Source organism: Brenneria alni (assembly GCF_003666245.1).
Taxonomy (GTDB): domain Bacteria; phylum Pseudomonadota; class Gammaproteobacteria; order Enterobacterales; family Enterobacteriaceae; genus Brenneria; species Brenneria alni.
In genome coordinates, this window is record NZ_MJLZ01000026.1 from 21,957 (window position 1) to 42,475 (window position 20,519).

A 20,519-nucleotide genomic window follows, 5' to 3' on the forward strand; every position below is an offset into this window, starting at 1 on the left:
CAGGGAATATACTCTCGCCCCGTCAGCCCTTTTTATTTCCAGCGGCGGAAAATCAGTGATGTATTGATGCCGCCAAAAGCAAAGTTATTGGACTGAACATAGTCGGTATTGATATAACGCGGCTCCCCCATAATATAATCCAGTTTGCCGCAATCTTCCGCCGGTTGCCGAAGATTAAGAGTAGGGGCAAACCAGCCTTCACGCATCATTTCAATGCTTATCCAGGCTTCCAGCGCGCCGCAGGCGCCCAACGTGTGGCCGAAATAGCTTTTCAGGGAAGAAATGGGGGTTGAGTGACCAAAAACTGCGGCGGTCGCCTGACTTTCCGCTATATCTCCCCGATCCGTCGCCGTACCATGCGCATTAATATATCCAATATCGGCAGCGTGCAAACCGGCGCAGCGCAGTGAGCCTTCAATACAAATTTGCATGGTTTCACGCTGAGGCTGAGTAATGTGAGCTGCATCGCAATTAGTGTAGAAACCCACAATCTCAGCATAAATCGTCGCACCGCGCGCCTGTGCATGATCCAATTCTTCCAGCACCAGCGTACCCGCGCCTTCTCCAATCACCAGCCCGTCACGTCCGGCATCAAAGGGGGACGGCGTAGTCTCCGGCGCGTCATTGCGCTGGCTGGTGGCAAAAAGCGTATCAAACACCGCCGCTTCCGAAGGGCAAAGTTCTTCTGCCCCGCCGGCCACCATAACCGTTTGATAACCATGACGAATCGCTTCCCAGGCATAGCCAATCGCCTGACTACCGGAGGTGCAGGCGCTGGAGGTGGGAATCACGCGACCGCGCAGGCCAAAGAACAGCCCGGCATTGACTGCCGTGGTATGCGGCATCATCTGTACATAAGTGGTGCCGGTAATATTATTGGTATGTTTTTCCGTCAGCATGGTGGCAAAATCACTGACCGGGCCGGTACTTCCCGTCGAAGATCCGTATGCTATCCCGGTTTCCCCATTGGTCAACACCGGATGCTCAAGCAGCCCTGCCTGCGCCAGCGCCAGTTCGGTGGCCCGAGTCGCCATCAGCGAGACGCGCCCCATAGAGCGAATGCGTTTGCGCGTGTAGTGCTCTGGCAGACTGAAATTATCAATGGGCGATCCCAACTGCGTATTCAGTCCATCGTAAACCCGCCATTCCGGCATCTTGCGTATCGCATTGCGCCCGGCGCGCAATCCCATTGAAACGCTTTCCCAGGCGTCGCCAAATGCGGTTACGCCGCCCATTCCCGTTATCACGACACGACGCATCACAGCATCCCTCCATTAATGGAAATAACCTGACGCGTCACGTAACCCGCAATATCGGACATCAGATAGCTCGCCAGCCCCGCCACTTCATCCGCCTGCCCCATACGCTTCATGGGGATCATTTTCATTGCTTCTTCAATCGCCACCGGCTCCATGTGGATCATTCCTGTGTCAATCAGCCCCGGCGCAATGCAGTTAACGGTAATTTTTCGCTTGGCCAGTTCGATAGCCAGCGCTTTGGAGGCGCCAATAATACCCGCTTTCGCGGCGCTGTAGTTGACCTGCCCGCGATTACCCATAATGCCGGAAACCGAGGACAACGTAATGATACGGCCACCTTTACGCAGGCCAATCATCGGCATGACACAAGGATGAATAACGTTATAGAAGCTATCGAGATTAGTGTGGATCACACTATCCCAGGCGTCGTCATCCAACGCGGGAAAAGCGCCGTCGCAGGTAATTCCAGCATTGCTGACCACGCCATAATAGGCACCGTGAGCGGTGATATCCTGTTCGATACACTCGCGGCACATTTCCCGATTAGCGATATCAAACCCGACAACACGGCCTGTGCCTTTGGCGTCAATAATCCGGCCTAACGTATCGTCAGCGCCGTCTTTGTCCCGGTGGTAATGCACCACGACGGTAAATCCATCCGCCGCCAGGCGCAGTGCGATGGCTCGACCGATCCCTTTACTGGCACCGGTCACTAACACGGAACGCGTCATCACTCTTTTCCCTGTTGTAAAAGTTGTTTTAATTCGTTGTCGTCAGGCTGATAGGTGGTTAACCTGCCAGTGGCGTATTTTTCACCGTTAACCCTGATTTCGCCGTCAAAGCTGCCGATCTTCTCATCACGTATCAATAACGTCACATTGACATCAAGCAGCGACGCCGCTGGGAAAAACGCCTGTTTACAGTGATAACCCCGTCCACCCAACAACATGCCGGGACGCGGTTGTTGATCGTGGTTGTGATAATCACGGTTCTGACGCCCATGCCAACCGGACCAGACGCCTATCGTCTGAGCGATAATTTCAATCCCAAACCAGGCGGGCAGATTTCCTTCGGCATTCAGGAACGGCGCCAATACGCTTTCGCGGCTGACAAGCACCTGACAATGGGCGTGTTCATCATCAATCCGTATCACGCTATCAACCAATACCATCGGCGGCTGATGAGGCAGGTAGTACCTGGCGGGAAAATAGTCAGTCATGCGCTTTCCCCAATATCAGGCAGGTATTATTACCGCCAAAAGCAAAGGAATTAGACAGGATGACCGGCTGCCGAAGCTGACCTGGCTCAATGAGCAAACCACAGGGCGGCAGCGTCTCATCCCTGGCGCTGAGTGAAAAATCCTGCGGCGGTAACGGCAGCCCGCGCATCAGCAGCAGCCAGCAAATCACCGCTTCACAAACGCCTGCCGCACCGAGCGTATGGCCGGTAAGGTATTTGGTCGAGCTACAGGGCGTGGCGTCACCAAATATAGCATGAATGACTTTCGCTTCAATTTGGTCGTTCAGGCGGGTTGCCGTGCCGTGCAGATTGATGTAGCCGATATCCGCAGGCTGAAGGTTGGCCTGCTGTAACGCCATCTCGATCGCCCGGACAGCGCCGTTTCCCTCCGGGTGAGGCGCTGACATATGATGCGCATCGGACGATTCGCCTACGCCCAGCAGCGCCACACCGTCAGGCTCGCGACCGATCAGCATCAAGGCGGCGCCTTCGCCAATCGTAATACCGTCGCGCTGCTGACTGAAAGGCATACAGCGCTGCGATGAGAGGGACTCCAGGCTATCAAAACCGTTCAGCGGCATACGGCTCAACGTATCCGCGCCACCGACGATCGCTACATCCGCCAGTCCGGCTTCAATCAGGCGCTGCCCGCTGATTAACGCCCTGGCGCTGGAAGAACAGGCGGTCGAAATGGTGTAGGCCGGCCCATTTAACTCCAGATAAGCCGCCAGAAAACGGGAAGGATCGCCAAGCTCCTGCTGCGCATAGCAATAGGCTGGCAAATTAGCGCTGACGTAGCGATCGGCTTCGTCCAGACCGGAAGTGCTGGTGCCGAGGATTACGGCAACGCGATCGGCGCCAAAGCGGGCGATAACCTCATCCACCTGCGGGCGGATTTGCGCCAGCGCGGCCAGCAACAGTTGGTTATTACGGCTGTTATGTTCAGCCAGCCCATGAGGTATCGCAGGCAAATCCGCATCGACATTTCCGGTCCAGCATGGTTTTCCCTGCAACAGCCAGCCGCTGTCCGGGCGCATTCCCGGAGCGGTAACGTCCGTCAGATTCCTGGCAATCTCATCCAGGTCGTTACCCAATGCATTGAGCGCACCCACCGCATTAATATAAATCATGCTAGCCGTCCAAATATTGAATAACGATATGGTAACCAAACACCAACTGTCGAATGCTGATCGGTTCACGCCGGTCGTGACGTGTCATATAACGAATTTCGGTAATCAAATTGCCGTGATTATCACGTAGCTGCCTGCTGTCGCCCTTATCCCGTAGCGTCCAGCCTGTCGGAAGCCGCGTTTGCCAGACGGCTATCGGCCAGTGGCTCAACATAATATCCGCCAGCACCTGGCTGGCGGGCGGCATCTGCGGCAGTACGATGGACTGCTCGGTGTGGATCCCCTGATCGTCATAGGTAACGCGAAACAGACGAATACCGATTGAGGACAAGCCCACCAAAGAGAGCTGTTTGTCATCCGCACTCAACATCACCAGCAGCGACTGCTGTTTGCCTTTAAATGTCCCGGTTAACAACTGTTGCTCATTCACCGCCGGGGTAATGCCCGGCGCCGGTAGCGTCACTTTCACCCCCGGTTTGAGCCACGCCTGCGGGCGGTCGTCATCATGCTTGCTGGCGCAACTGCTCAGTAACAGCGCACACGTGAGCAGCATCACGCCCCGTAGTGATTTCATTTTCGTTTCCCTTTCGAATCGGGCAACGCCAAAGGCGCCAGCAGGAAAGCGGTAAAAATACCGCTGCAAAGCACAATACCAAAACTGCTGATCGCCTGAGTGGCGCTGAACACCAGCATCCCCAACGTGAGTAACGCCGTACACATCGCCAGCGTGACTGCCAGCAGCGAGGTCATCGGCGTACCGTGCGGGTTACTGAAAAACAGCGTGTAGTTAATGCCAATCCCTAATACCAGCATCAGAGCCAGCAATGAGAACAGATTCAGAGAATATCCGCTCAGGGCCAGCGCCGCCAGACCACCGCCTAACGACAGAACCGAAGGCACCACGCTTCGCAACCCGTGGCGCAGCCCCATGCGAACCACATAACTCAGGGCGATCACCGCCAGAGCGGCGGCCAACAGCCAGCCTAACATTACGCGATAGAAACCGAACAACTCATCAAAGGTGCTTTTTCGGTCAATCCACTCAACGCCGGGCACCGTTTTTGTCAGTTGAGCCAACTCAGCGCTGTGAGTAACACCGCTTACCGGCACCAACGCTCCGCTTTTTCCTTCAGGCAGGGTCAGCCACAGTAGCCGCCACCCTTCGCTTATCGGGCTGTTAAACCAGATTTCCGGCGTCACCGGCATGGGCTGCACGTTCGGGCTTGCCACATCCACCCCCGCCTGGTTAAGACGCCCCATCACCACAGGCGCCGCCGACGCGATAAGTTGCAGGTCGCTCTGCTGCTGCGTCAAAGATGAGAGCGGTAACAAACGGTAGGTTTTTAACCACGCGTTCTGTTGCGCTTCATTCAATTTTGGCGCCAGTTGCTCCAGCCGCTGCAACGTTTGTTCAGCACTGTCACCGTAGACCACAAACCAGGTTTGATCGGCGCTCTGCCCGGTCAGCGCGGTTATTTGCCGCTCCTGCTGCATTAACGTGGCCGGCAGCGCCTGAAGCTGGGAAATGTCATCATTCACTTCTAAGCGCAGCAGCCCAGTCACGGAGATAACCAGCAGCGCCGACGGTAGCCCCCAACGCACCTTGCGGTTATATCGCCAGGCGGCCAGCCAGCGCCCCATCAGCATCATAGCGGGAACAGGCCGTACCGGCAGCCCCTTGACCAGAAAAGGATACCAGCACACCACCGTCAGGCAGGATGCCGTCAGCCCTGTCGCCGCAAATACCGCAAGCTGTTGTAAACCGGGGAACGGCGCCAGCACCATAATCAGATAAGCTATCGCCGCGGTTCCCAGTGCAAGCAATAAGGCGGGAAGCACTTTTCTCAGGCTCTCAAGCGCGGAAACATGGCCGCCATGCACCATGCGCTCGGTAAGATAATAAAGCGTATAGTCCGCCGAAATTCCGACAATGCTGATGCTCATCACCAGCGTCATCAGATGCAGCTCACCAAACAACAACAACGTAAACACCGTACCGGCCAGCGCGCCAATGCCAACCGACAGGGCGCACAGCAACAAAGGCCGCGGGGAGCGGAAAACGGAAAAAATCAGCAGCAATACCCCCGCCACCGTCGCCACCCCAAGAGTGGACACATCATGCTTCGCCTGTTGGCTGGCGTAGTTGCTGAACAGCACCGTACCCCGCGTTAACACCTGCGCCTCAGGAAACTGTGCTTTAAGCGACGCCTGCAACGCATTAAGTTTATCGACCAGTTGCTGATTATGCGCCATATCAAACGAATTGCCGCTCAGTTCACCGTGCAGGAAATACCAGCTTCGGCCCTGCGGATCTTTAGCGGTAAGCCAGCCCTGCGACAACCCCAACTGGCTGGCGTTTTGTTGCAATGCCAATTGCGACCCGCGTACCAGCATCAGCGGGTCGTGATTCAACTCCTGACCGCTGACGCCGGCAAATGCGGAATAAAGCTGCGCCAATACCCAGTCGGCCTGTGCGGCCCCCCCTTTTTCCAGGCGCGCACGCGTGGCGCTGTCCACCAGACCATTACGATGTTCAAAAACAAACTTTCCCCACAGCCGTTGCTGTTCGGCATCAATCGGGCCTTTCACATTTTGCAGATCAGGAAGCGTTTGCAACTGTTGCCACCACCGGTAGGCGACAGCAGGATCCGCCTGCTCACCGGGCGTCACCAGCCATACCATCTGTCGGTCAAGGCGCTGCATAAAGCCTTGCTGCAACGCAGGAGGGATCGCTCCCATCGACTGCTTCGGCAGCAGTGCAAGCACGCTGCTGTTGATCTGCGCTTTCGGCAACAGACAGATCAGCGCCCCGATCAGTGCAATACAGCACAGCCCCCAGAAAAAGGCCGCACGGCGTACCCGCTTAGAAAACGAAACGCTGCTGCTCGTCATCACTTAACGTCCTGGGCGTTATTTGTTGATTACTTAGGGTAATTTTAGTCAGATCGCCCTGACGGTCATCCAACTCGATCCCCTCAAGAAATGCCCGGCCATTAAGCGTGATGGCGTTAAACAACTTATCCAACGGTGAAGTTGTCGGCGTCAGCACCAGCCGCCATTGCTGTTCGCCAAGATCGGTAAAGTCGATGGCAAAGTTTTGTTCCAGTACCTGACGATCAGCCTGAAACAACGCACGCAATAAATGATTGAATTGAAACATCTGCGGATTATTTTCCGCGGTAACGATCTGCGGCGGTTGCCCGTTCATCACCTGAACCATACGCTTATCATCCAGTACCATGGTCAGGGAGAAAGGCATTGCCTGATGCCACCACAGCCCTTTATCCTGCGCAATGAGCAGTTGTCCGCTGGACTTGAGCGGTTTCGCCATTCCTTTGATTGTTCGCAGTTGAGTAAAGTCCGCCCGCACCACCGGTTGGCTGCTGAAACGCTGTTGCAAATCATCCAGCGTGACGGCCTGCGCCACGCCGCTCAACAGCACCAAAACCGCAACTATCATCCGTATCATGGCGTCACTCCCAGGCGCTCAAACAAAATCTGTGGAGAAACAAAACTTAGCTCACGGCTTCCCTCTTCCACCGCCACCTGAATGGTGTACCCGGTGGTGGCGCGCTGCCCGTTGCCGGCATCGAAAATCTGGTAGGCAATACGCAGGCGATTCTCAACCTCTTCAACCGTGGCTCGCACACGGATCCGCTGCTCATAGGTCAGCGCAGCGCGGTATTTAACACGCGTATCCACTACCGGCCAAGCATAGCCGGAGGCTTTCATCTCGCGGTAGCCGTAGTTAAATTTATTGAGCAGCGCCTCGCGGGCCACTTCAAAAAAGCGAAAATAGTTGCCATGCCAGACAACACCCATAGGATCGCAGTCATGAAAGGAGACGGTCAGCTCCACGTCATGACTTAAACGGGGATCGTTTAACACTATTACTCCTTTTTCCCAGCGGCCTGATCCTCATTCGGCAGGCTCCAGAAATCAAAAAAATTAAACCAGTCGAGGGGAGACTTCAGCGCATAATGCGCCAGACGTTCGGCATAGCGATCGACCACCTGCTGCAACGCTTCCTTACGGGTGGCTCGCGGCAACACGATAGGATCGGCAAACGGCTCACAGTAAACGCGCAGCGTTTTGCGTTCACGGAGCACGAACATCAGCAATACCGGGCAGCGCAACGCCGCCGCCAGCACAAATGGCCCCTGAGGAAAAGGGGCGTCACGGCCCAGAAACCGACTCCAGATAACACGACGTACTCCGCCGCGCTGGCGATTCACCGCTGTGCGGTCGCCAACGATCGCCACCCATTCACCGGCTTCCAGCTTTTGTTGCAACAGCATAGCGGTATCCGGGCCAATATTGCTGACCGGGATTAAATTCACCCCCGCCTGCGGGGCAATTTCTTCCAGCACCTGCTTAAAACGCTGTGAATTCTCGGTAAATACCAGTGCATTAATCACCAACCCGCTAACCTGTTGCGCCAGCGCCCGGCAAACCTCGATATCACCAAGGTGAGACGCCAGGATCAACTGACCGCGCTGTCGTCCCTGCTCAATAGCCTCGCGGGCGCCGGGGGCGAAATCAATGTCTTTGCCCCAAAGTAAATCACCTCGCCAACTGGCAATTTTATCCAGCATTGACTGACCAAAACGCAAAAAATGGTGATAACTGCTTAACGGCCCCGGCAACGATAGGTGATGTTGCCGCGCGTAATCAATTATCTGGCGCAGCCACGCCTGAGAGGCCCTACGCTGCACGTTGCCGGTAAGCCAGTAAAAGGCGATAACCGGCCACAGAAGCAGCGTAAACATCCCGCGCCCCAGCCGTCGATAAACCGCCAGCATAAAACGCATACCGAGCATCCCTTTTCGCTCGCCAACGCCTGACCAGTGCGCCTGACCGCGCTGCCTGAGCAATAAAGGAATACGCGGTAACATGCCGAAAAACAACCGGGTGTGCATCCAGGAAATACGCAGGTTATCGTGCAGGGCATCAAAGTGGGACAAACCATCCTGCGGGTAGATTACCTCGGTATCGACAAAGCGGCTTGGCGTGCCCGCCCAGTAAAGCCGCACCATAATTTCCGTATCGAAATCCATGCGTCGGCCAACCGTATGCCGGGCGGTCAACGCGAGCGTGGCATTTAGCGGATAAACCCGAAAGCCGCACATGCTGTCCTTCAGGGAAAACGAAAGCGTTTCAATCCATACCCAGACATGGGTGACATAGCGTCCATAGAGGCGCGATTTAGGCGCCGACTCATCGTAAATCGGTCGGCCAGAAATCAGACAATCAGGGTAATGCCTCGCTTCTGTCAGCAAGCGAGGCGCATCCTCAATCTGGTGCTGCCCGTCGGCATCCACCTGCAACGCATGGCTATACCCGGCTTTCGCCGCCGCCTCAAGGCCACAGATTACCGCCGCACCTTTCCCGCTGTTTTGTGCCAGACGGATCAGGGTGATGCGATCATTTCCCCCGGCCAACTGCGCCAGAACCCTTTGCGTTGGCGTATCACTTCCATCGTCAACGATGAAAATCGGCAGGGAAAGCGGTGCCAGGCGCGCCATAACAGCGTGCATCATGGCGCCATGGTTATAGCAGGGGATCACCACACAGGGCGAAAAACCACCATTTATCGATAGGTTTTTTATCGACATAGTTTGATTTTCCCGCTGCTGGCGATTCGTTCCGCCTCATGATCCAGAATATGGTAGCTAAAGGTAAGCCACTGCTTTTCGGCATTCCACGCCAACACCAGACGGAGTGTTTTACCGGGCAGAATCGGCTGTTGAAATTTAACATTTTCGACCGCCGAAAACTGCCAGCCCGGAGCCAACAGTTCAACACCGTAATGCAGCACCCAGTCAAGCTGTGCCACCCCCGGTAACAGCGGCTGGGCGGGAAAATGGCCCTTAAACCAGAACAGATCCTCCGTCGCCAGCAGGGTAAGTTCGGCCTGCTGTTGCGTACTCTGCCGAAAAAGCTCAACGGGCAGCATGAAACAACGCCTGTATTTGCGGCCAGGCGCGTTTGCTCTGGCTATTATGGGGAATAATATCAACGATGCGCCAGAAACGCGGCATTGCCAGCGGCTCCAGCCACTTGTGCAGCTCATTCCGCCACTGACGCTTTAACCGTGGCAAGTCAGCGGCCAAATTCGGCGAGGTCAGTACCAGCACCACACCAATGCCACTGCGCTCTGTGCGCGTTATCGGTAAAGCGACCACATCGACAATTTCAGGCAGATCAAGCAAACGCCGCTCGATCTCGCTGAGGGAAATACGTTTATCTTCTATTTTAACCACGCGATCGTGCCGCCCACTAAGCTGAAAGTTCCCTGCATCGTCAAATTCCAGTTTATCGTCAAGCTTTTGCCCCGCCGGATGCGGGATCAGCGCCGAACGCGCCCACCAGTGACCCTGCTCATCAGCCAACAACGACACCCCGGCGAAAAGTCGCCACGGCGTGTTTTCGGCGCCACGGGCACGCCAGGCAAGCACACCGGTTTCGGTGCTACCGTAAATTTCATCAACTGGCGTAGTAAACCAGCATTTCGCTGCCTCAGCGCTGGCCCAGGGTAAGGCGCCGCCAGCGGAAACAATCAACGGACAGAATGGCGCTTTGAGAGAATGGTCGATACGACGTAAAAAAGCCGGGCTGCTGATAAATGCATAGCGCCGTTGCGGATCCTGGGAAGTTAGCTGTTCGGTATAAAGCAACTGACGGCTGTCAAAGCATAACCCCAGCGCCATCGGCAACCAGATGCGAAACGTCAGCCCATACAAGTGCTGGTGGGTAACGGAAGCGATAACGCAACAACCCCGTAAACGCGCTCCCCAGTATTGCGCCAGCCAGCGTGATTCCTCATCCAGACAGCGCACCGGTTTAACCACCTGTCGAGGCTTGCCGGTAGATCCTGAGGTAAAAAGCACAATGCAAGCATCATCCGCTATCTCAGGCAGAGCGGTATCAACCCGTTGTTCGCTTTCGGTTACCTTAAAAGAGGGGCAGTTCAGGTTGAGTGACGTATCCGTCAGCAACCCATCAAATTCATCAGCCTGCTCTTGTAGAAGAGACTGTCGGCAGTGTCCGGGAATGACCGGGATTTTTCCCGCATGTAGCGCAGCCAGTAACCCGATGGTAAAACGGTAACTGTCTTCAAAGCACAGCGCCCAGCGCAGCGCTTTGTGGTCAAGTAACTGCTGGCAAAGTACGGCAACCTGCCGTTTCAACATACCCAACGTGAACGTATGCACATCATTGCTGGCAACAATTCGCCACGGGTCATCCTCACCGTTCAGCCAGTCACCAATCGCCAGAGGGGTAACACGGCTTATACTTGTCTTCGCAGGCGCTGACGTACTATCCATTCGCCCCCCATCAATAGTCCCATCAGCAGATAGCTGATTATGCCGTTCCATAACGTCCACCAATGAACATTGCCTGCGAGGCAAGTCAGCACGGCAGCACTGCCGTTAAAAATGAAAAACAGGCACCAGATTTGTGTTACCCGGCGCGTATAGGCAATCGCCCGCGCCGAGAGTTCCTGTTCCCGCATTCGTGCAAGACGTTCCACCAGCGGCACGCCGCTATAAAGCGATCCGCCAAACAACAACAACATCACCGCGTTTACCGCCACCGGATACCACAGTAGCCAGTCCCCCTCGCGTAGAAATAAGCTGGCGAGGGACAACGCCGCGCCAACCGCCGCCAACAGCAGCCCGGCTCCCTTAAAAACATTTTTCTCACCGTTCAGCGTGGCAAAGCGCAGAATAAACATCAGCACCAGCATCGGTAGCAGCCAACGGTGTTCCGGGTGGGTAACGCTAAACCAGACCAGAAAAGGCCAGGCCAACGTCATCAGCCAGCTCAGGCTATTTATCAACGCACGCATCGCTTGCTCAGGCCGTCAGCCTTCATCAATCAGGTTTTCTACCGCATCAACCACATCCTGCACGGTACGCACCGATTTAAACGTCTCCGGGGAAATTTTCTGGCCGATGCGCTTTTGCAGATGAACCACCATATCCACCGCGTCGATACTGTCCAGTTCAAGATCTTCATAAAGGCGGGACTCTGGCTTGATATCCTCTGCATCCAACTCGAACAGTTTGACCAATAGAGTGGTAATTTCCTGATAAATTTCGTTTTTATCCATTATTGACTCGTTATTTTATTATCAGGCACTCACTGCGCGCTGAGTGTTAATGAAAGCAGCCAGCGTCGCAACGGAAAAAAAATGCTGACGCATCTCTTCGCTTTCAGCCGAAAGTACCACGCCATAGCGATTTTTTACCGCCAACCCCAGTTCAAGAGCATCGATAGAATCCAAACCAAGACCATCGCCAAAAAGCGGCGCATCGGTTTCGATTTCATCGACGCTAACGTCCTCAAGATTCAGAGATTCAATAATCATCTCTTTAATTTCAATGAATATATTTTCCATGCTTTTCCCGGATAATTATAAATTTTCTGGTGTTAAAGATTGTTGTAAAAGGCGATTCAGCCGACGTGCAGCCAGAGGGAGCACGTCTTCTGTCGCCATAAAGGTTTTATTGCTGATCCGTTCGCGAACACTAACCGTGAAATAAGGTTTCTCCGGCGGAATATGATACCAGCGACTTTGCTTATCCAACATCCTCTGACTACAGCGAATATGCACTATGCGCAAATCACAGCCACAGCGCACGGCGATATTGGCGGCGCCGCGTTGCAACACCAGCGGTTCGCCATAACGCGTTCGCGTGCCTTCAGGGAAAATAACGATCACATCCCCGTTGTCCAGCCTCTGCCGACAATCGGGCAGCAGCGTCTCGGACTGGCTGTTGAGCAGGTAATTTGCCGAGCGGATAACGCCCCGAATAAACAGATTATGCTGCAACTCGGCTTTAACCAGACAATCCACATCCGGCATCACCGAGGCCAGCAATACGTAGTCAATTAACGACGGGTGGTTGGCGACTACCAGACAACCACTATCGGTTTGCAAGGTTTCAATGCCTTCAATGTGATAATCAAGCACCCCCAGCGTACGCAAGATCCGTAAAAAGAAGCGAAAACAGGCCGATATGCTGCGGCGAGCCAACTGACGACGACGAGTGGCGTCGCGCTGAATCAGCAGCAGATTGAACCACACCAGCGATAGCAGTAAACCACCAAGACCAAACATCACAAAACAGCAGCCAGTCATCGCCAGCCGCCATAAACGATTTAAACGTGATGATGATCGTAATACCAAGGAAGATTCAGACATCGCGCCTATCCCACTGCCAGTTGAGTCGTTCACCACGGATATGAAATGCCGGTTGCCGGGCCAGAAACGCGTGCAAAAATTGCAGGCTTTGCGGTAATTCTGGCTCTTCGCACTCCGCCATCGGCGTCGAGATACAGCTTATCTCCTCACCGCTGCCCAATAGCACAGCAACGGCATAAGGATAACGGGGCATCCATGCGGGAATATGCTGATGATAAAATTCAGGGATTACACCGTCGAAATCGACCAGCAGAACATTTCTGTAACCCGCGCTCTGTAATGCTTTTACCTCGACCAGTCCTTGCTGGAAAGAATCAACGCCAGCCGCAATGGATGTCGATACCAACGGCGCTTGCGCTGCTATGGTCAGGCTACCTGCGGCGGCATTGTGCACAGACATGGCGAAATCGGTAGGGGAAATATTTTCATTGCGTGATAACGCCAGCAAAATACGCAGGTTACGTTCCAGTTCACCGTGACGAGAGGTAAAAACAATCGCATCAACAGATTGACGGCGAAGCAGCGTTAATCCGCAATCCACCGCTAGGCGACTGCCGCTGTTTAAACGGCGGGCCATCATCATTGGCAGCTGGCGACATTTTTCCAACGGCTGGTCTGCATGTATTACTGCTGTTCGCATCGCCCAATGCAGCCAGTCATCAAAATTGCCAAGCCCTGGCGCACTGGCCTGCCAATCAAGGATTGAAAAAGCGAGTTTCATACTATCGTTCTTCTTCCGGTGTTACATAAACCACAAGCACACATGCCATACCGCATCACTTTTTATTTTTTTTTAGAGATAAAAAGCTGATGACTGATACCAAGACCATCAACTTGCTGTTCCACGATTATGCTGGGCTTCGGTAATAGCATCCAGCACGCTAACATTTTCTTTGTCATATCCGTAAGACTCAATGGTTTCCTTGATACGTCAAATGTGACTGAATAAAAAGCAAAAAGGGCCGAATAGCCTGTATTCGGCCCTTGAAATTATTTAATTGCCAGCCTGTGAAATATGGAAATCAATACACCGTTTAAACTATCTTACACAAAATGAATATAGGTTGACAAAAAGCATCGACGTTATGCGCTATAAACGCAGGATGATGGCTGTAAAAGCGAGAGTGGGATAGCCAGATAACCGGGGAATACGGGTTAAATAAACAAAAAAATCCGCCCTATGGATTCAGTCACCACAAGACGGATTTAATCTTAACGATACTGCCGCGGTTTATTCCACCGTCACCGACTTGGCCAGGTTACGCGGCTGGTCGACATCCGTGCCTTTGATCAACGCAACATGATAAGCCAGTAATTGCAGCGGCACCGTATAGAAAATCGGCGCTATCACTTCTTCAATATGCGGCAGCGGAATAATTTTCATATTTTCGCTACTGGTGAAACCGGCATCTTCGTCGGCAAAGACATATAGCTCGCCGCCGCGCGCCCGGACTTCTTCAATATTGGATTTCAGTTTTTCCAGCAGCTCATTATTGGGCGCCACTACCACTACCGGCATATCCGCATCAATCAATGCCAGTGGACCGTGTTTCAGCTCACCGGCGGCATAGGCTTCCGCATGAATATAGGAGATTTCTTTCAGCTTCAGCGCCCCTTCCATCGCAATGGGGTACTGATCGCCACGGCCCAGGAACAACGCATGATGCTTATCTGAAAATCCCTCAGCCAGCGACTCGATAAGCCTATCTTGCGACAGCATTTGCTCAATACGGGCCGGCAACGCCTGCAAACCGTGTACGATATCACGCTCAACCTGCGCATCCATACCGCGCAGGCGACCAATGCGCGCCACCAGCATCAGCAGCACCGCTAACTGAGTAGTGAACGCTTTGGTTGAAGCCACACCGATTTCAACGCCAGCTTTGGTCATCAGCGACAGATCGGACTCGCGTACCAGCGAAGAACCGGCAACGTTACAAATAGCCAGCGACCCCAGATACCCCAGATCTTTGGACAAACGCAGCGCCGCCAGCGTATCCGCCGTTTCACCTGATTGAGACAACGTAATCATTAGGCTGTTTTGACGAATTGCCGGTTTGCGATAGCGAAACTCGGAGGCGATTTCCACATCACACGGAATACCCGCCAACGCTTCAAACCAGTAGCGGGAAACCATACCCGAGTTGTAAGACGTGCCACAGGCAATGATCTGGACATGCTGCACTTTCGCCAGCAGTTCATCCGCTTTCGGGCCTAACTCAGAGAGATTGACCTCTCCGTGGCTGAAACGCCCTTCAAGCGTGTTCTTAATCGCCATCGGCTGTTCATAGATCTCTTTTTGCATGTAATGACGGTAAGCGCCTTTGTCACCGGCATCATAATTTACTTTTGATTCAATCTCTTCACGTTCGGCAATGTTACCGGTTTTATCAAATATGCGAACGTTACGGCGTGTGACTTCAGCCACATCACCTTCTTCCAGAAACATAAAGCGGCGGGTAACCGGCAGCAACGCCAACTGGTCAGAAGCAATGAAGTTTTCCCCCACACCAAGACCAATAACCAGCGGACTACCTGAACGTGCGGCAACCAGCACGCTCGGATCGCGGCTATCCAGCACCACCATGCCATAGGCGCCGCGCAGTTGTGGAATAACACGCTTGACCACATCAAGTAGCGAACCACCCTGTTTCTGTTCGAAATGAACCAGATGGGCGACCACTTCCGTATCCGTTTCCGATACAAAATGATAACCACGTTCAATCATCAGCTCACGCAAGGGTTCGTGGTTTTCGATAATACCGTTATGTACGATGATAATATTTTCAGAAACATGAGGGTGCGCATTGGCCTCTGAAGGTTCGCCATGCGTGGCCCAACGGGTATGGGCAATCCCGGTGCCGCCATGCAATGCACATTCTTCAGCCGCCTGGGCCAGAATCTGAACTTTTCCCAAACGCCGCAAACGGGCAACCTGCCCTTCATTATCCACCACAGCCAGACCCGCAGAGTCATAACCACGGTACTCAAGACGTCGCAAACCTTCCAACAGGATTTCCGCGATATCACGTTGCGCAACAGCGCCTACAATTCCACACATCGGTTGTATTCCTATAAAAGTGACATATTGTGTCACCAGAGATGTCTTAGACCTGATTATTCCGGATTTTCCGGGTTCCCCGAGCCTTGTAGAGAGTTGGGGATTATTATGTTTTGCCCTGCACTTTTTATGACAACGAATGAAAACACAGGGCAAAACAGCCTCCGCTACTGGCGAAGGCCAATAACTCAATTATTTTTTCTTCACCGGTCGCTGCCAACCCTCAATGTGTTGCTGCTTTACACGACTGATTACCAGCTCATTTTCCGCCACATCCTGAGTGACGGTAGTACCAGCACCAATTGTTGCGCCGCTGGCAACCGTAACAGGCGCCACCAGTTGGGTATCCGACCCAACAAAAACATCATCACCGATGGTCGTTTTATGCTTATTGGCGCCATCATAATTGCAGGTAATGGTTCCCGCCCCAATATTCACACCGGCGCCGATATCGGCATCACCCAAATAGCTCAGATGACCGGCTTTTGATCCTTTACCCAGGCGAGCTTTTTTCAGTTCCACAAAGTTACCGACATGAGCGCCTTCCGCCAGTTCAGCACCCGGACGCAAACGGGCGAACGGCCCAATGGTGCAGCGCGCGTCAAGTACGGCGTCCTCCAGCACTGAGTATGGACTGATTTCACAATCATCACCAATAATCACGTTCCTGATGATGCAGCCCGCGCCGATTTTAACCCGGTCGCCAAGCTGAACGTGACCTTCCATCACTACATTGACGTCAATGATAACATCACGACCATAGGTCAATTCACCACGCAGATCAAAACGATGCGGATCAAGCAGCATAACGCCCGCCAACAGGAGTTGCTGCGCCTGTTCATATTGATACACGCACTCCAGTGCCGACAACTGCAAGCGGTTATTCACTCCTTCAACTTCACTTAAACGCTCGGGATGCACCGCTACCACACTGCGGCCTTCTGCCGCCGCCATAGCAATGATGTCGGTGATGTAATATTCACCTTGCGCATTATCATTATTCAACTGGCTTAACCAGCGCTTCAAATCTTTGCCGTTGGCAACCAGAATCCCAGTATTAATTTCATTAATCCGACGTTGTTCATCACTGGCATCTTTGTGTTCGACGATCCCGACAACAGCACCATTTTCACGCACAATACGCCCATAGCCAGCAGGATCATCCAGCTTCACGGTAAGCAACCCAATTCCACCCTGTGGCTTCGCCTGCAACAACTTGCGTAGCGTTATAGGTGAAATCAACGGCACATCGCCGTACAACATCAGAATATCTTCATCATCAGCAAAATACGGCGCCGCCTGCTGCATAGCATGCCCCGTTCCCAGTTGATCCGCCTGTAACACCCAGTTCAATGCCGGATCGGACAGTTCGCGCTTCAACAAATCCCCCCCATGCCCATAAACCAAATGGATATGCTGCGCACCGGTTGTCAGTGCTGCATCAATCACATGCTGGACCATCGGCTTACCTGCCAGAGGGTGCAAAACTTTAGGAAGATCGGAGTACATGCGGGTTCCTTTTCCTGCGGCAAGGATAACCACACTCATAGCGCTGTTCGACATAAGCATCCTGACAAAAACTGATTGGCAGACAATCAAAATGGATGAATAAAAGTAAACCTGTTATGGCACAGAATTACTACACATTTTTATAGCAGACTCCCCGGAGGAACCTGCCGTCTGAGGACTGGTTCATTATCATCATAATGATAGTAAGAGTTTATCGAAACTTGTGCTGAACACAGACAGTTTTTTCTGAAAAAGTGAGGCAGGAAGGAGGATCGCGCTTAATCCATAGGCGTAAAAAAGCCAGTCAGCTCTGGCTGACTGGCTTCTATTTATCAAACGGTTATCTGTTACATCGCTTTTTTGGTCAGTTCGATAACGCGCAGCTTGGCAATCGCTTTACTCAGCTCTGCGGAAGCCTGAGCATAATCCACATCGCCATGCGAGTTACGGATATGTTCTTCAGCTTTACGTTTCGCTTCCAACGCACGCGCTTCATCCAGATCCTGCCCACGAATAGCGGTATCGGACAGTACGGTAACCATATTTGGCTGCACCTCAAGGATGCCGCCAGACAGGTAGATATATTCTTCTTCACCGTGCTGTTTAACAATACGAACCATACCAGGCTTAATGGCAGTGAGCAGAGGGGCATGTCCCGGATAAATACCCAGTTCGCCTTCACTCCCCGTCACCTGGATTTTCTCTACCAGACCGGAGAACATTTCCTGCTCCGCACTAACGACATCCAGATGGTAAGTCATAGCAGCCATATCCCCTCCTACAAGGCGTTACAGTTTCTTGGCTTTTTCCACTGCTTCTTCAATGGAACCAACCATGAAGAACGCCTGCTCTGGCAGATGATCGTATTCGCCGTCCATAATACCTTTAAAACCACGAATGGTATCTTTCAGGGATACGTACTTACCCGGAGAGCCGGTGAATACTTCCGCCACGAAGAACGGCTGTGACAGGAAGCGCTGGATTTTACGAGCGCGGGATACAACCAACTTGTCTTCTTCTGACAACTCGTCCATACCCAGGATCGCGATGATATCCTTCAGTTCCTGGTAGCGTTGCAGAATAGACTGCACGCCACGCGCAACATCGTAGTGTTCCTGACCGACAACCAACGGATCCAACTGACGGCTGGTGGAATCCAGCGGGTCAACAGCCGGGTAGATACCCAGAGACGCGATCTGACGGCTCAATACCACGGTAGCATCCAGGTGGGCAAAGGTGGTGGCTGGCGACGGGTCAGTCAAGTCATCCGCAGGAACGTAAACGGCCTGAACCGATGTGATAGAACCGGTTTTCGTAGAAGTAATACGTTCTTGCAACACGCCCATCTCTTCCGCCAGCGTCGGCTGGTAGCCTACTGCTGAAGGCATACGCCCTAACAAGGCAGATACTTCTGTACCGGCCAGAGTGTAACGATAAATGTTATCGATAAACAGCAGGACGTCACGGCCTTCATCACGGAATTTTTCCGCCATGGTCAGACCGGTCAATGCCACACGCAGACGGTTACCCGGCGGTTCGTTCATCTGACCATAGACAAGTGAAACTTTATCGATAACGTTGGAATCGGTCATTTCGTGGTAGAAGTCATTACCTTCACGGGTACGTTCGCCCACGCCCGCAAACACGGAGTAACCAGAGTGCTCGATCGCGATGTTACGGATAAGCTCCATCATGTTTACCGTTTTACCAACACCGGCACCGCCAAACAGACCAACTTTACCGCCCTTGGCAAACGGACACATCAGGTCGATAACCTTGATACCGGTTTCCAGCAGTTCCTGCGAGTTGGACAATTCTTCGTAGCTTGGCGCCGGGCGGTGAATCGCCCAGCGTTCTTCTTCGCCGATATCGCCTTTCATGTCGACCGGATCACCCAGTACGTTCATGATACGACCCAATGTTGCTTTACCAACCGGCACTTCAATCGCGTGTCCCAGGTTCGTTACGTTCAACCCGCGACGCAGGCCGTCGGAAGAGCCCATTGCGATACAGCGAACAACGCCACCGCCTAATTGCTGCTGCACTTCCAGCACCAGTTTTTCAGTATCATTATCTACCTCAAGCGCATCGTACACTTTTGGTACGGCATCTTGCGGGAACTCGACGTCCACCACGGCGCCGATTACCTGGATCATCTTTCCAGTAGCCATCTTGAATCCTCTACGTAATTCGACAATACGTAATTCGTAAACCTGGTTTAAATCGCGGAGGCTCCCCCGACGATTTCGGTGAGTTCCTGAGTGATGCTGGCCTGACGAGCCTTGTTGTATACCAACTGCAACTCTTTAATCAGACTGCCGCCGTTATCGGTCGCGGCTTTCATCGCCACCATTCGTGCGGCCTGTTCACTGGCCAGATTCTCTACTACCCCCTGATAAACCTGAGACTCCACATAACGTCGCAACAGGGTATCCAGCAGCGACTTGGGATCGGGTTCATACAGGTAATCCCAGGACTTTTTCTTCAACTCGCCGTCATCCGCAGGCGGTAACGGTAACAGTTGAGCAACAAGCGGTTCCTGAGACATGGTATTGATGAACCTGTTGCACACAATATACAGCTTGTCCAGGCGACCTTCGTCATAGGCTTGCAGCATAACTTTCACCGGCCCGATCAATTCCGACACGGAAGGATTATCACCCATGCCAGTGACCTGAGCGACAATATTTCCACCCACCGAACTGAAAAAAGAGACCGCTTTAGAGCCAATCAGCGCCAAATCGGTTTCAACGCCTTTCTCGTTCCAGGATTTCATATCAGCCAGCAGTTTTTTGAACAGGTTGATGTTCAAACCACCGCACAGACCACGGTCGGTAGACACCACCAAATACCCGACGCGTTTAACGTCCCGCTCTTCCAGGTATGGGTGCTTATATTCCAGATTTCCCAATGCAAGGTGACCAATCACTTTGCGTATGGTTTTTGCATAAGGACGGCTGGCCGCCATACGATCCTGCGATTTACGCATTTTGGAGGCGGCGACCATTTCCATCGCTTTGGTGATCTTCTGCGTGTTCTGGACGCTTGCAATCTTACTACGTATCTCTTTTGCGCCGGCCATCTTTGCTTCTCCTCAAAGCCTTGCGGCC

Annotated in this window: 21 protein-coding genes; all 21 read right to left on the reverse strand. The window is 53.1% G+C overall.

Going from position 1 to position 20,519, the window contains the following annotated elements; all coding sequences use genetic code 11:
• Window positions 1-32: 32 nt before the first annotated feature.
• A complete protein-coding gene (locus BIY29_RS12390) occupies window positions 33-1,259 on the reverse strand; it encodes a beta-ketoacyl-ACP synthase (protein ID WP_121575429.1) in 1,227 nt (408 codons plus the stop codon).
• A complete protein-coding gene (locus BIY29_RS12395; protein WP_121575430.1) occupies window positions 1,259-1,990 on the reverse strand; it encodes a 3-ketoacyl-ACP reductase FabG2 in 732 nt (243 codons plus the stop codon). The genes BIY29_RS12390 and BIY29_RS12395 overlap by 1 nt, the downstream gene beginning before the upstream one ends.
• Window positions 1,990-2,478: a hotdog family protein gene (locus BIY29_RS12400; RefSeq protein WP_121575431.1), complete on the reverse strand. Its 489-nt coding sequence runs from the start codon at window positions 2,476-2,478 to the stop codon at window positions 1,990-1,992. Before BIY29_RS12400 ends, BIY29_RS12395 begins: the two co-directional genes overlap by 1 nt.
• On the reverse strand, window positions 2,471-3,628 hold the full coding sequence (locus BIY29_RS12405; protein WP_121575432.1) for a beta-ketoacyl-[acyl-carrier-protein] synthase family protein: 1,158 nt from the start codon (window positions 3,626-3,628) through the stop codon (window positions 2,471-2,473). The genes BIY29_RS12400 and BIY29_RS12405 overlap by 8 nt, the downstream gene beginning before the upstream one ends.
• Window position 3,629: 1 nt before the next feature.
• Window positions 3,630-4,202 carry a DUF3261 domain-containing protein gene (locus tag BIY29_RS12410; RefSeq protein ID WP_121575433.1) on the reverse strand — a complete coding sequence of 191 codons (573 nt, stop codon included), beginning with the start codon at window positions 4,200-4,202 and terminating at the stop codon, window positions 3,630-3,632.
• Complete coding sequence (locus BIY29_RS12415) at window positions 4,199-6,520, reverse strand: MMPL family transporter (RefSeq protein WP_121575434.1); 2,322 nt, start codon at window positions 6,518-6,520, stop codon at window positions 4,199-4,201. Before BIY29_RS12415 ends, BIY29_RS12410 begins: the two co-directional genes overlap by 4 nt.
• Complete coding sequence (locus BIY29_RS12420; protein ID WP_121575435.1) at window positions 6,492-7,097, reverse strand: LolA family protein; 606 nt, start codon at window positions 7,095-7,097, stop codon at window positions 6,492-6,494. The genes BIY29_RS12415 and BIY29_RS12420 overlap by 29 nt, the downstream gene beginning before the upstream one ends.
• Window positions 7,094-7,516, reverse strand: coding sequence for an acyl-CoA thioesterase (locus tag BIY29_RS12425; RefSeq protein ID WP_121575436.1), 423 nt, complete (start codon window positions 7,514-7,516; stop codon window positions 7,094-7,096). The genes BIY29_RS12420 and BIY29_RS12425 overlap by 4 nt, the downstream gene beginning before the upstream one ends.
• 2 nt (window positions 7,517-7,518) lie before the next feature.
• A complete protein-coding gene (locus BIY29_RS12430; protein ID WP_121575437.1) occupies window positions 7,519-9,243 on the reverse strand; it encodes a glycosyltransferase family 2 protein in 1,725 nt (574 codons plus the stop codon).
• The gene (locus BIY29_RS12435) at window positions 9,234-9,584 is read right to left on the reverse strand and encodes a 3-hydroxyacyl-ACP dehydratase FabZ family protein (protein ID WP_121575438.1); all 351 of its coding nucleotides are present in this window, start codon (window positions 9,582-9,584) and stop codon (window positions 9,234-9,236) included. Before BIY29_RS12435 ends, BIY29_RS12430 begins: the two co-directional genes overlap by 10 nt.
• A complete protein-coding gene (locus BIY29_RS12440) occupies window positions 9,571-10,956 on the reverse strand; it encodes an AMP-binding protein (protein WP_121575439.1) in 1,386 nt (461 codons plus the stop codon). Before BIY29_RS12440 ends, BIY29_RS12435 begins: the two co-directional genes overlap by 14 nt.
• Window positions 10,920-11,480: a COG4648 family protein gene (locus tag BIY29_RS12445; protein ID WP_121575440.1), complete on the reverse strand. Its 561-nt coding sequence runs from the start codon at window positions 11,478-11,480 to the stop codon at window positions 10,920-10,922. The genes BIY29_RS12440 and BIY29_RS12445 overlap by 37 nt, the downstream gene beginning before the upstream one ends.
• Window positions 11,481-11,495: 15 nt before the next feature.
• The gene (locus tag BIY29_RS12450; protein WP_121575441.1) at window positions 11,496-11,744 is read right to left on the reverse strand and encodes an acyl carrier protein; all 249 of its coding nucleotides are present in this window, start codon (window positions 11,742-11,744) and stop codon (window positions 11,496-11,498) included.
• A 21-nt stretch (window positions 11,745-11,765) separates the two neighbouring features.
• Window positions 11,766-12,032: a phosphopantetheine-binding protein gene (locus BIY29_RS12455; protein ID WP_121575442.1), complete on the reverse strand. Its 267-nt coding sequence runs from the start codon at window positions 12,030-12,032 to the stop codon at window positions 11,766-11,768.
• A 15-nt stretch (window positions 12,033-12,047) separates the two neighbouring features.
• Window positions 12,048-12,839 (reverse strand): lysophospholipid acyltransferase family protein, encoded by a 792-nt coding sequence (locus BIY29_RS12460; RefSeq protein ID WP_121575443.1) that lies wholly within the window; start codon window positions 12,837-12,839, stop codon window positions 12,048-12,050.
• The gene (locus BIY29_RS12465) at window positions 12,832-13,560 is read right to left on the reverse strand and encodes a beta-ketoacyl synthase chain length factor (RefSeq protein ID WP_121575444.1); all 729 of its coding nucleotides are present in this window, start codon (window positions 13,558-13,560) and stop codon (window positions 12,832-12,834) included. The genes BIY29_RS12460 and BIY29_RS12465 overlap by 8 nt, the downstream gene beginning before the upstream one ends.
• A gap of 510 nt (window positions 13,561-14,070) precedes the next feature.
• Window positions 14,071-15,900, reverse strand: coding sequence for a glutamine--fructose-6-phosphate transaminase (isomerizing) (gene glmS, locus BIY29_RS12470; protein ID WP_121575445.1), 1,830 nt, complete (start codon window positions 15,898-15,900; stop codon window positions 14,071-14,073).
• Between the two features lie 192 nt (window positions 15,901-16,092).
• Window positions 16,093-17,463 (reverse strand): bifunctional UDP-N-acetylglucosamine diphosphorylase/glucosamine-1-phosphate N-acetyltransferase GlmU, encoded by a 1,371-nt coding sequence (glmU, locus tag BIY29_RS12475; protein WP_121575446.1) that lies wholly within the window; start codon window positions 17,461-17,463, stop codon window positions 16,093-16,095.
• A gap of 293 nt (window positions 17,464-17,756) precedes the next feature.
• Window positions 17,757-18,170, reverse strand: coding sequence for a F0F1 ATP synthase subunit epsilon (locus tag BIY29_RS12480; protein ID WP_170158932.1), 414 nt, complete (start codon window positions 18,168-18,170; stop codon window positions 17,757-17,759).
• A 27-nt stretch (window positions 18,171-18,197) separates the two neighbouring features.
• Complete coding sequence (gene atpD / locus BIY29_RS12485) at window positions 18,198-19,580, reverse strand: F0F1 ATP synthase subunit beta (protein ID WP_121575448.1); 1,383 nt, start codon at window positions 19,578-19,580, stop codon at window positions 18,198-18,200.
• 47 nt (window positions 19,581-19,627) lie between these two features.
• Window positions 19,628-20,491, reverse strand: coding sequence for a F0F1 ATP synthase subunit gamma (gene atpG, locus BIY29_RS12490; protein ID WP_121575449.1), 864 nt, complete (start codon window positions 20,489-20,491; stop codon window positions 19,628-19,630).
• Window positions 20,492-20,519: the final 28 nt, after the last annotated feature.

Coding starts and splice junctions, on each gene's coding strand:
- BIY29_RS12390 (WP_121575429.1), bottom strand. CDS start 1,259: ATGCGTCGTGTCGTGATAACGGGAATGGGCGGCGTAACCGCATTTGGC.
- BIY29_RS12395 (WP_121575430.1), bottom strand. CDS start 1,990: ATGACGCGTTCCGTGTTAGTGACCGGTGCCAGTAAAGGGATCGGTCGA.
- BIY29_RS12400 (WP_121575431.1), bottom strand. CDS start 2,478: ATGACTGACTATTTTCCCGCCAGGTACTACCTGCCTCATCAGCCGCCG.
- BIY29_RS12405 (WP_121575432.1), bottom strand. CDS start 3,628: ATGATTTATATTAATGCGGTGGGTGCGCTCAATGCATTGGGTAACGAC.
- BIY29_RS12410 (WP_121575433.1), bottom strand. CDS start 4,202: ATGAAATCACTACGGGGCGTGATGCTGCTCACGTGTGCGCTGTTACTG.
- BIY29_RS12415 (WP_121575434.1), bottom strand. CDS start 6,520: ATGACGAGCAGCAGCGTTTCGTTTTCTAAGCGGGTACGCCGTGCGGCC.
- BIY29_RS12420 (WP_121575435.1), bottom strand. CDS start 7,097: ATGATACGGATGATAGTTGCGGTTTTGGTGCTGTTGAGCGGCGTGGCG.
- BIY29_RS12430 (WP_121575437.1), bottom strand. CDS start 9,243: ATGTCGATAAAAAACCTATCGATAAATGGTGGTTTTTCGCCCTGTGTG.
- BIY29_RS12435 (WP_121575438.1), bottom strand. CDS start 9,584: ATGCTGCCCGTTGAGCTTTTTCGGCAGAGTACGCAACAGCAGGCCGAA.
- BIY29_RS12440 (WP_121575439.1), bottom strand. CDS start 10,956: ATGGATAGTACGTCAGCGCCTGCGAAGACAAGTATAAGCCGTGTTACC.
- BIY29_RS12445 (WP_121575440.1), bottom strand. CDS start 11,480: ATGCGTGCGTTGATAAATAGCCTGAGCTGGCTGATGACGTTGGCCTGG.
- BIY29_RS12450 (WP_121575441.1), bottom strand. CDS start 11,744: ATGGATAAAAACGAAATTTATCAGGAAATTACCACTCTATTGGTCAAA.
- BIY29_RS12455 (WP_121575442.1), bottom strand. CDS start 12,032: ATGGAAAATATATTCATTGAAATTAAAGAGATGATTATTGAATCTCTG.
- BIY29_RS12460 (WP_121575443.1), bottom strand. CDS start 12,839: ATGTCTGAATCTTCCTTGGTATTACGATCATCATCACGTTTAAATCGT.
- BIY29_RS12465 (WP_121575444.1), bottom strand. CDS start 13,560: ATGAAACTCGCTTTTTCAATCCTTGATTGGCAGGCCAGTGCGCCAGGG.
- glmS (WP_121575445.1), bottom strand. CDS start 15,900: ATGTGTGGAATTGTAGGCGCTGTTGCGCAACGTGATATCGCGGAAATC.
- glmU (WP_121575446.1), bottom strand. CDS start 17,463: ATGTCGAACAGCGCTATGAGTGTGGTTATCCTTGCCGCAGGAAAAGGA.
- BIY29_RS12480 (WP_170158932.1), bottom strand. CDS start 18,170: ATGACTTACCATCTGGATGTCGTTAGTGCGGAGCAGGAAATGTTCTCC.
- atpD (WP_121575448.1), bottom strand. CDS start 19,580: ATGGCTACTGGAAAGATGATCCAGGTAATCGGCGCCGTGGTGGACGTC.
- atpG (WP_121575449.1), bottom strand. CDS start 20,491: ATGGCCGGCGCAAAAGAGATACGTAGTAAGATTGCAAGCGTCCAGAAC.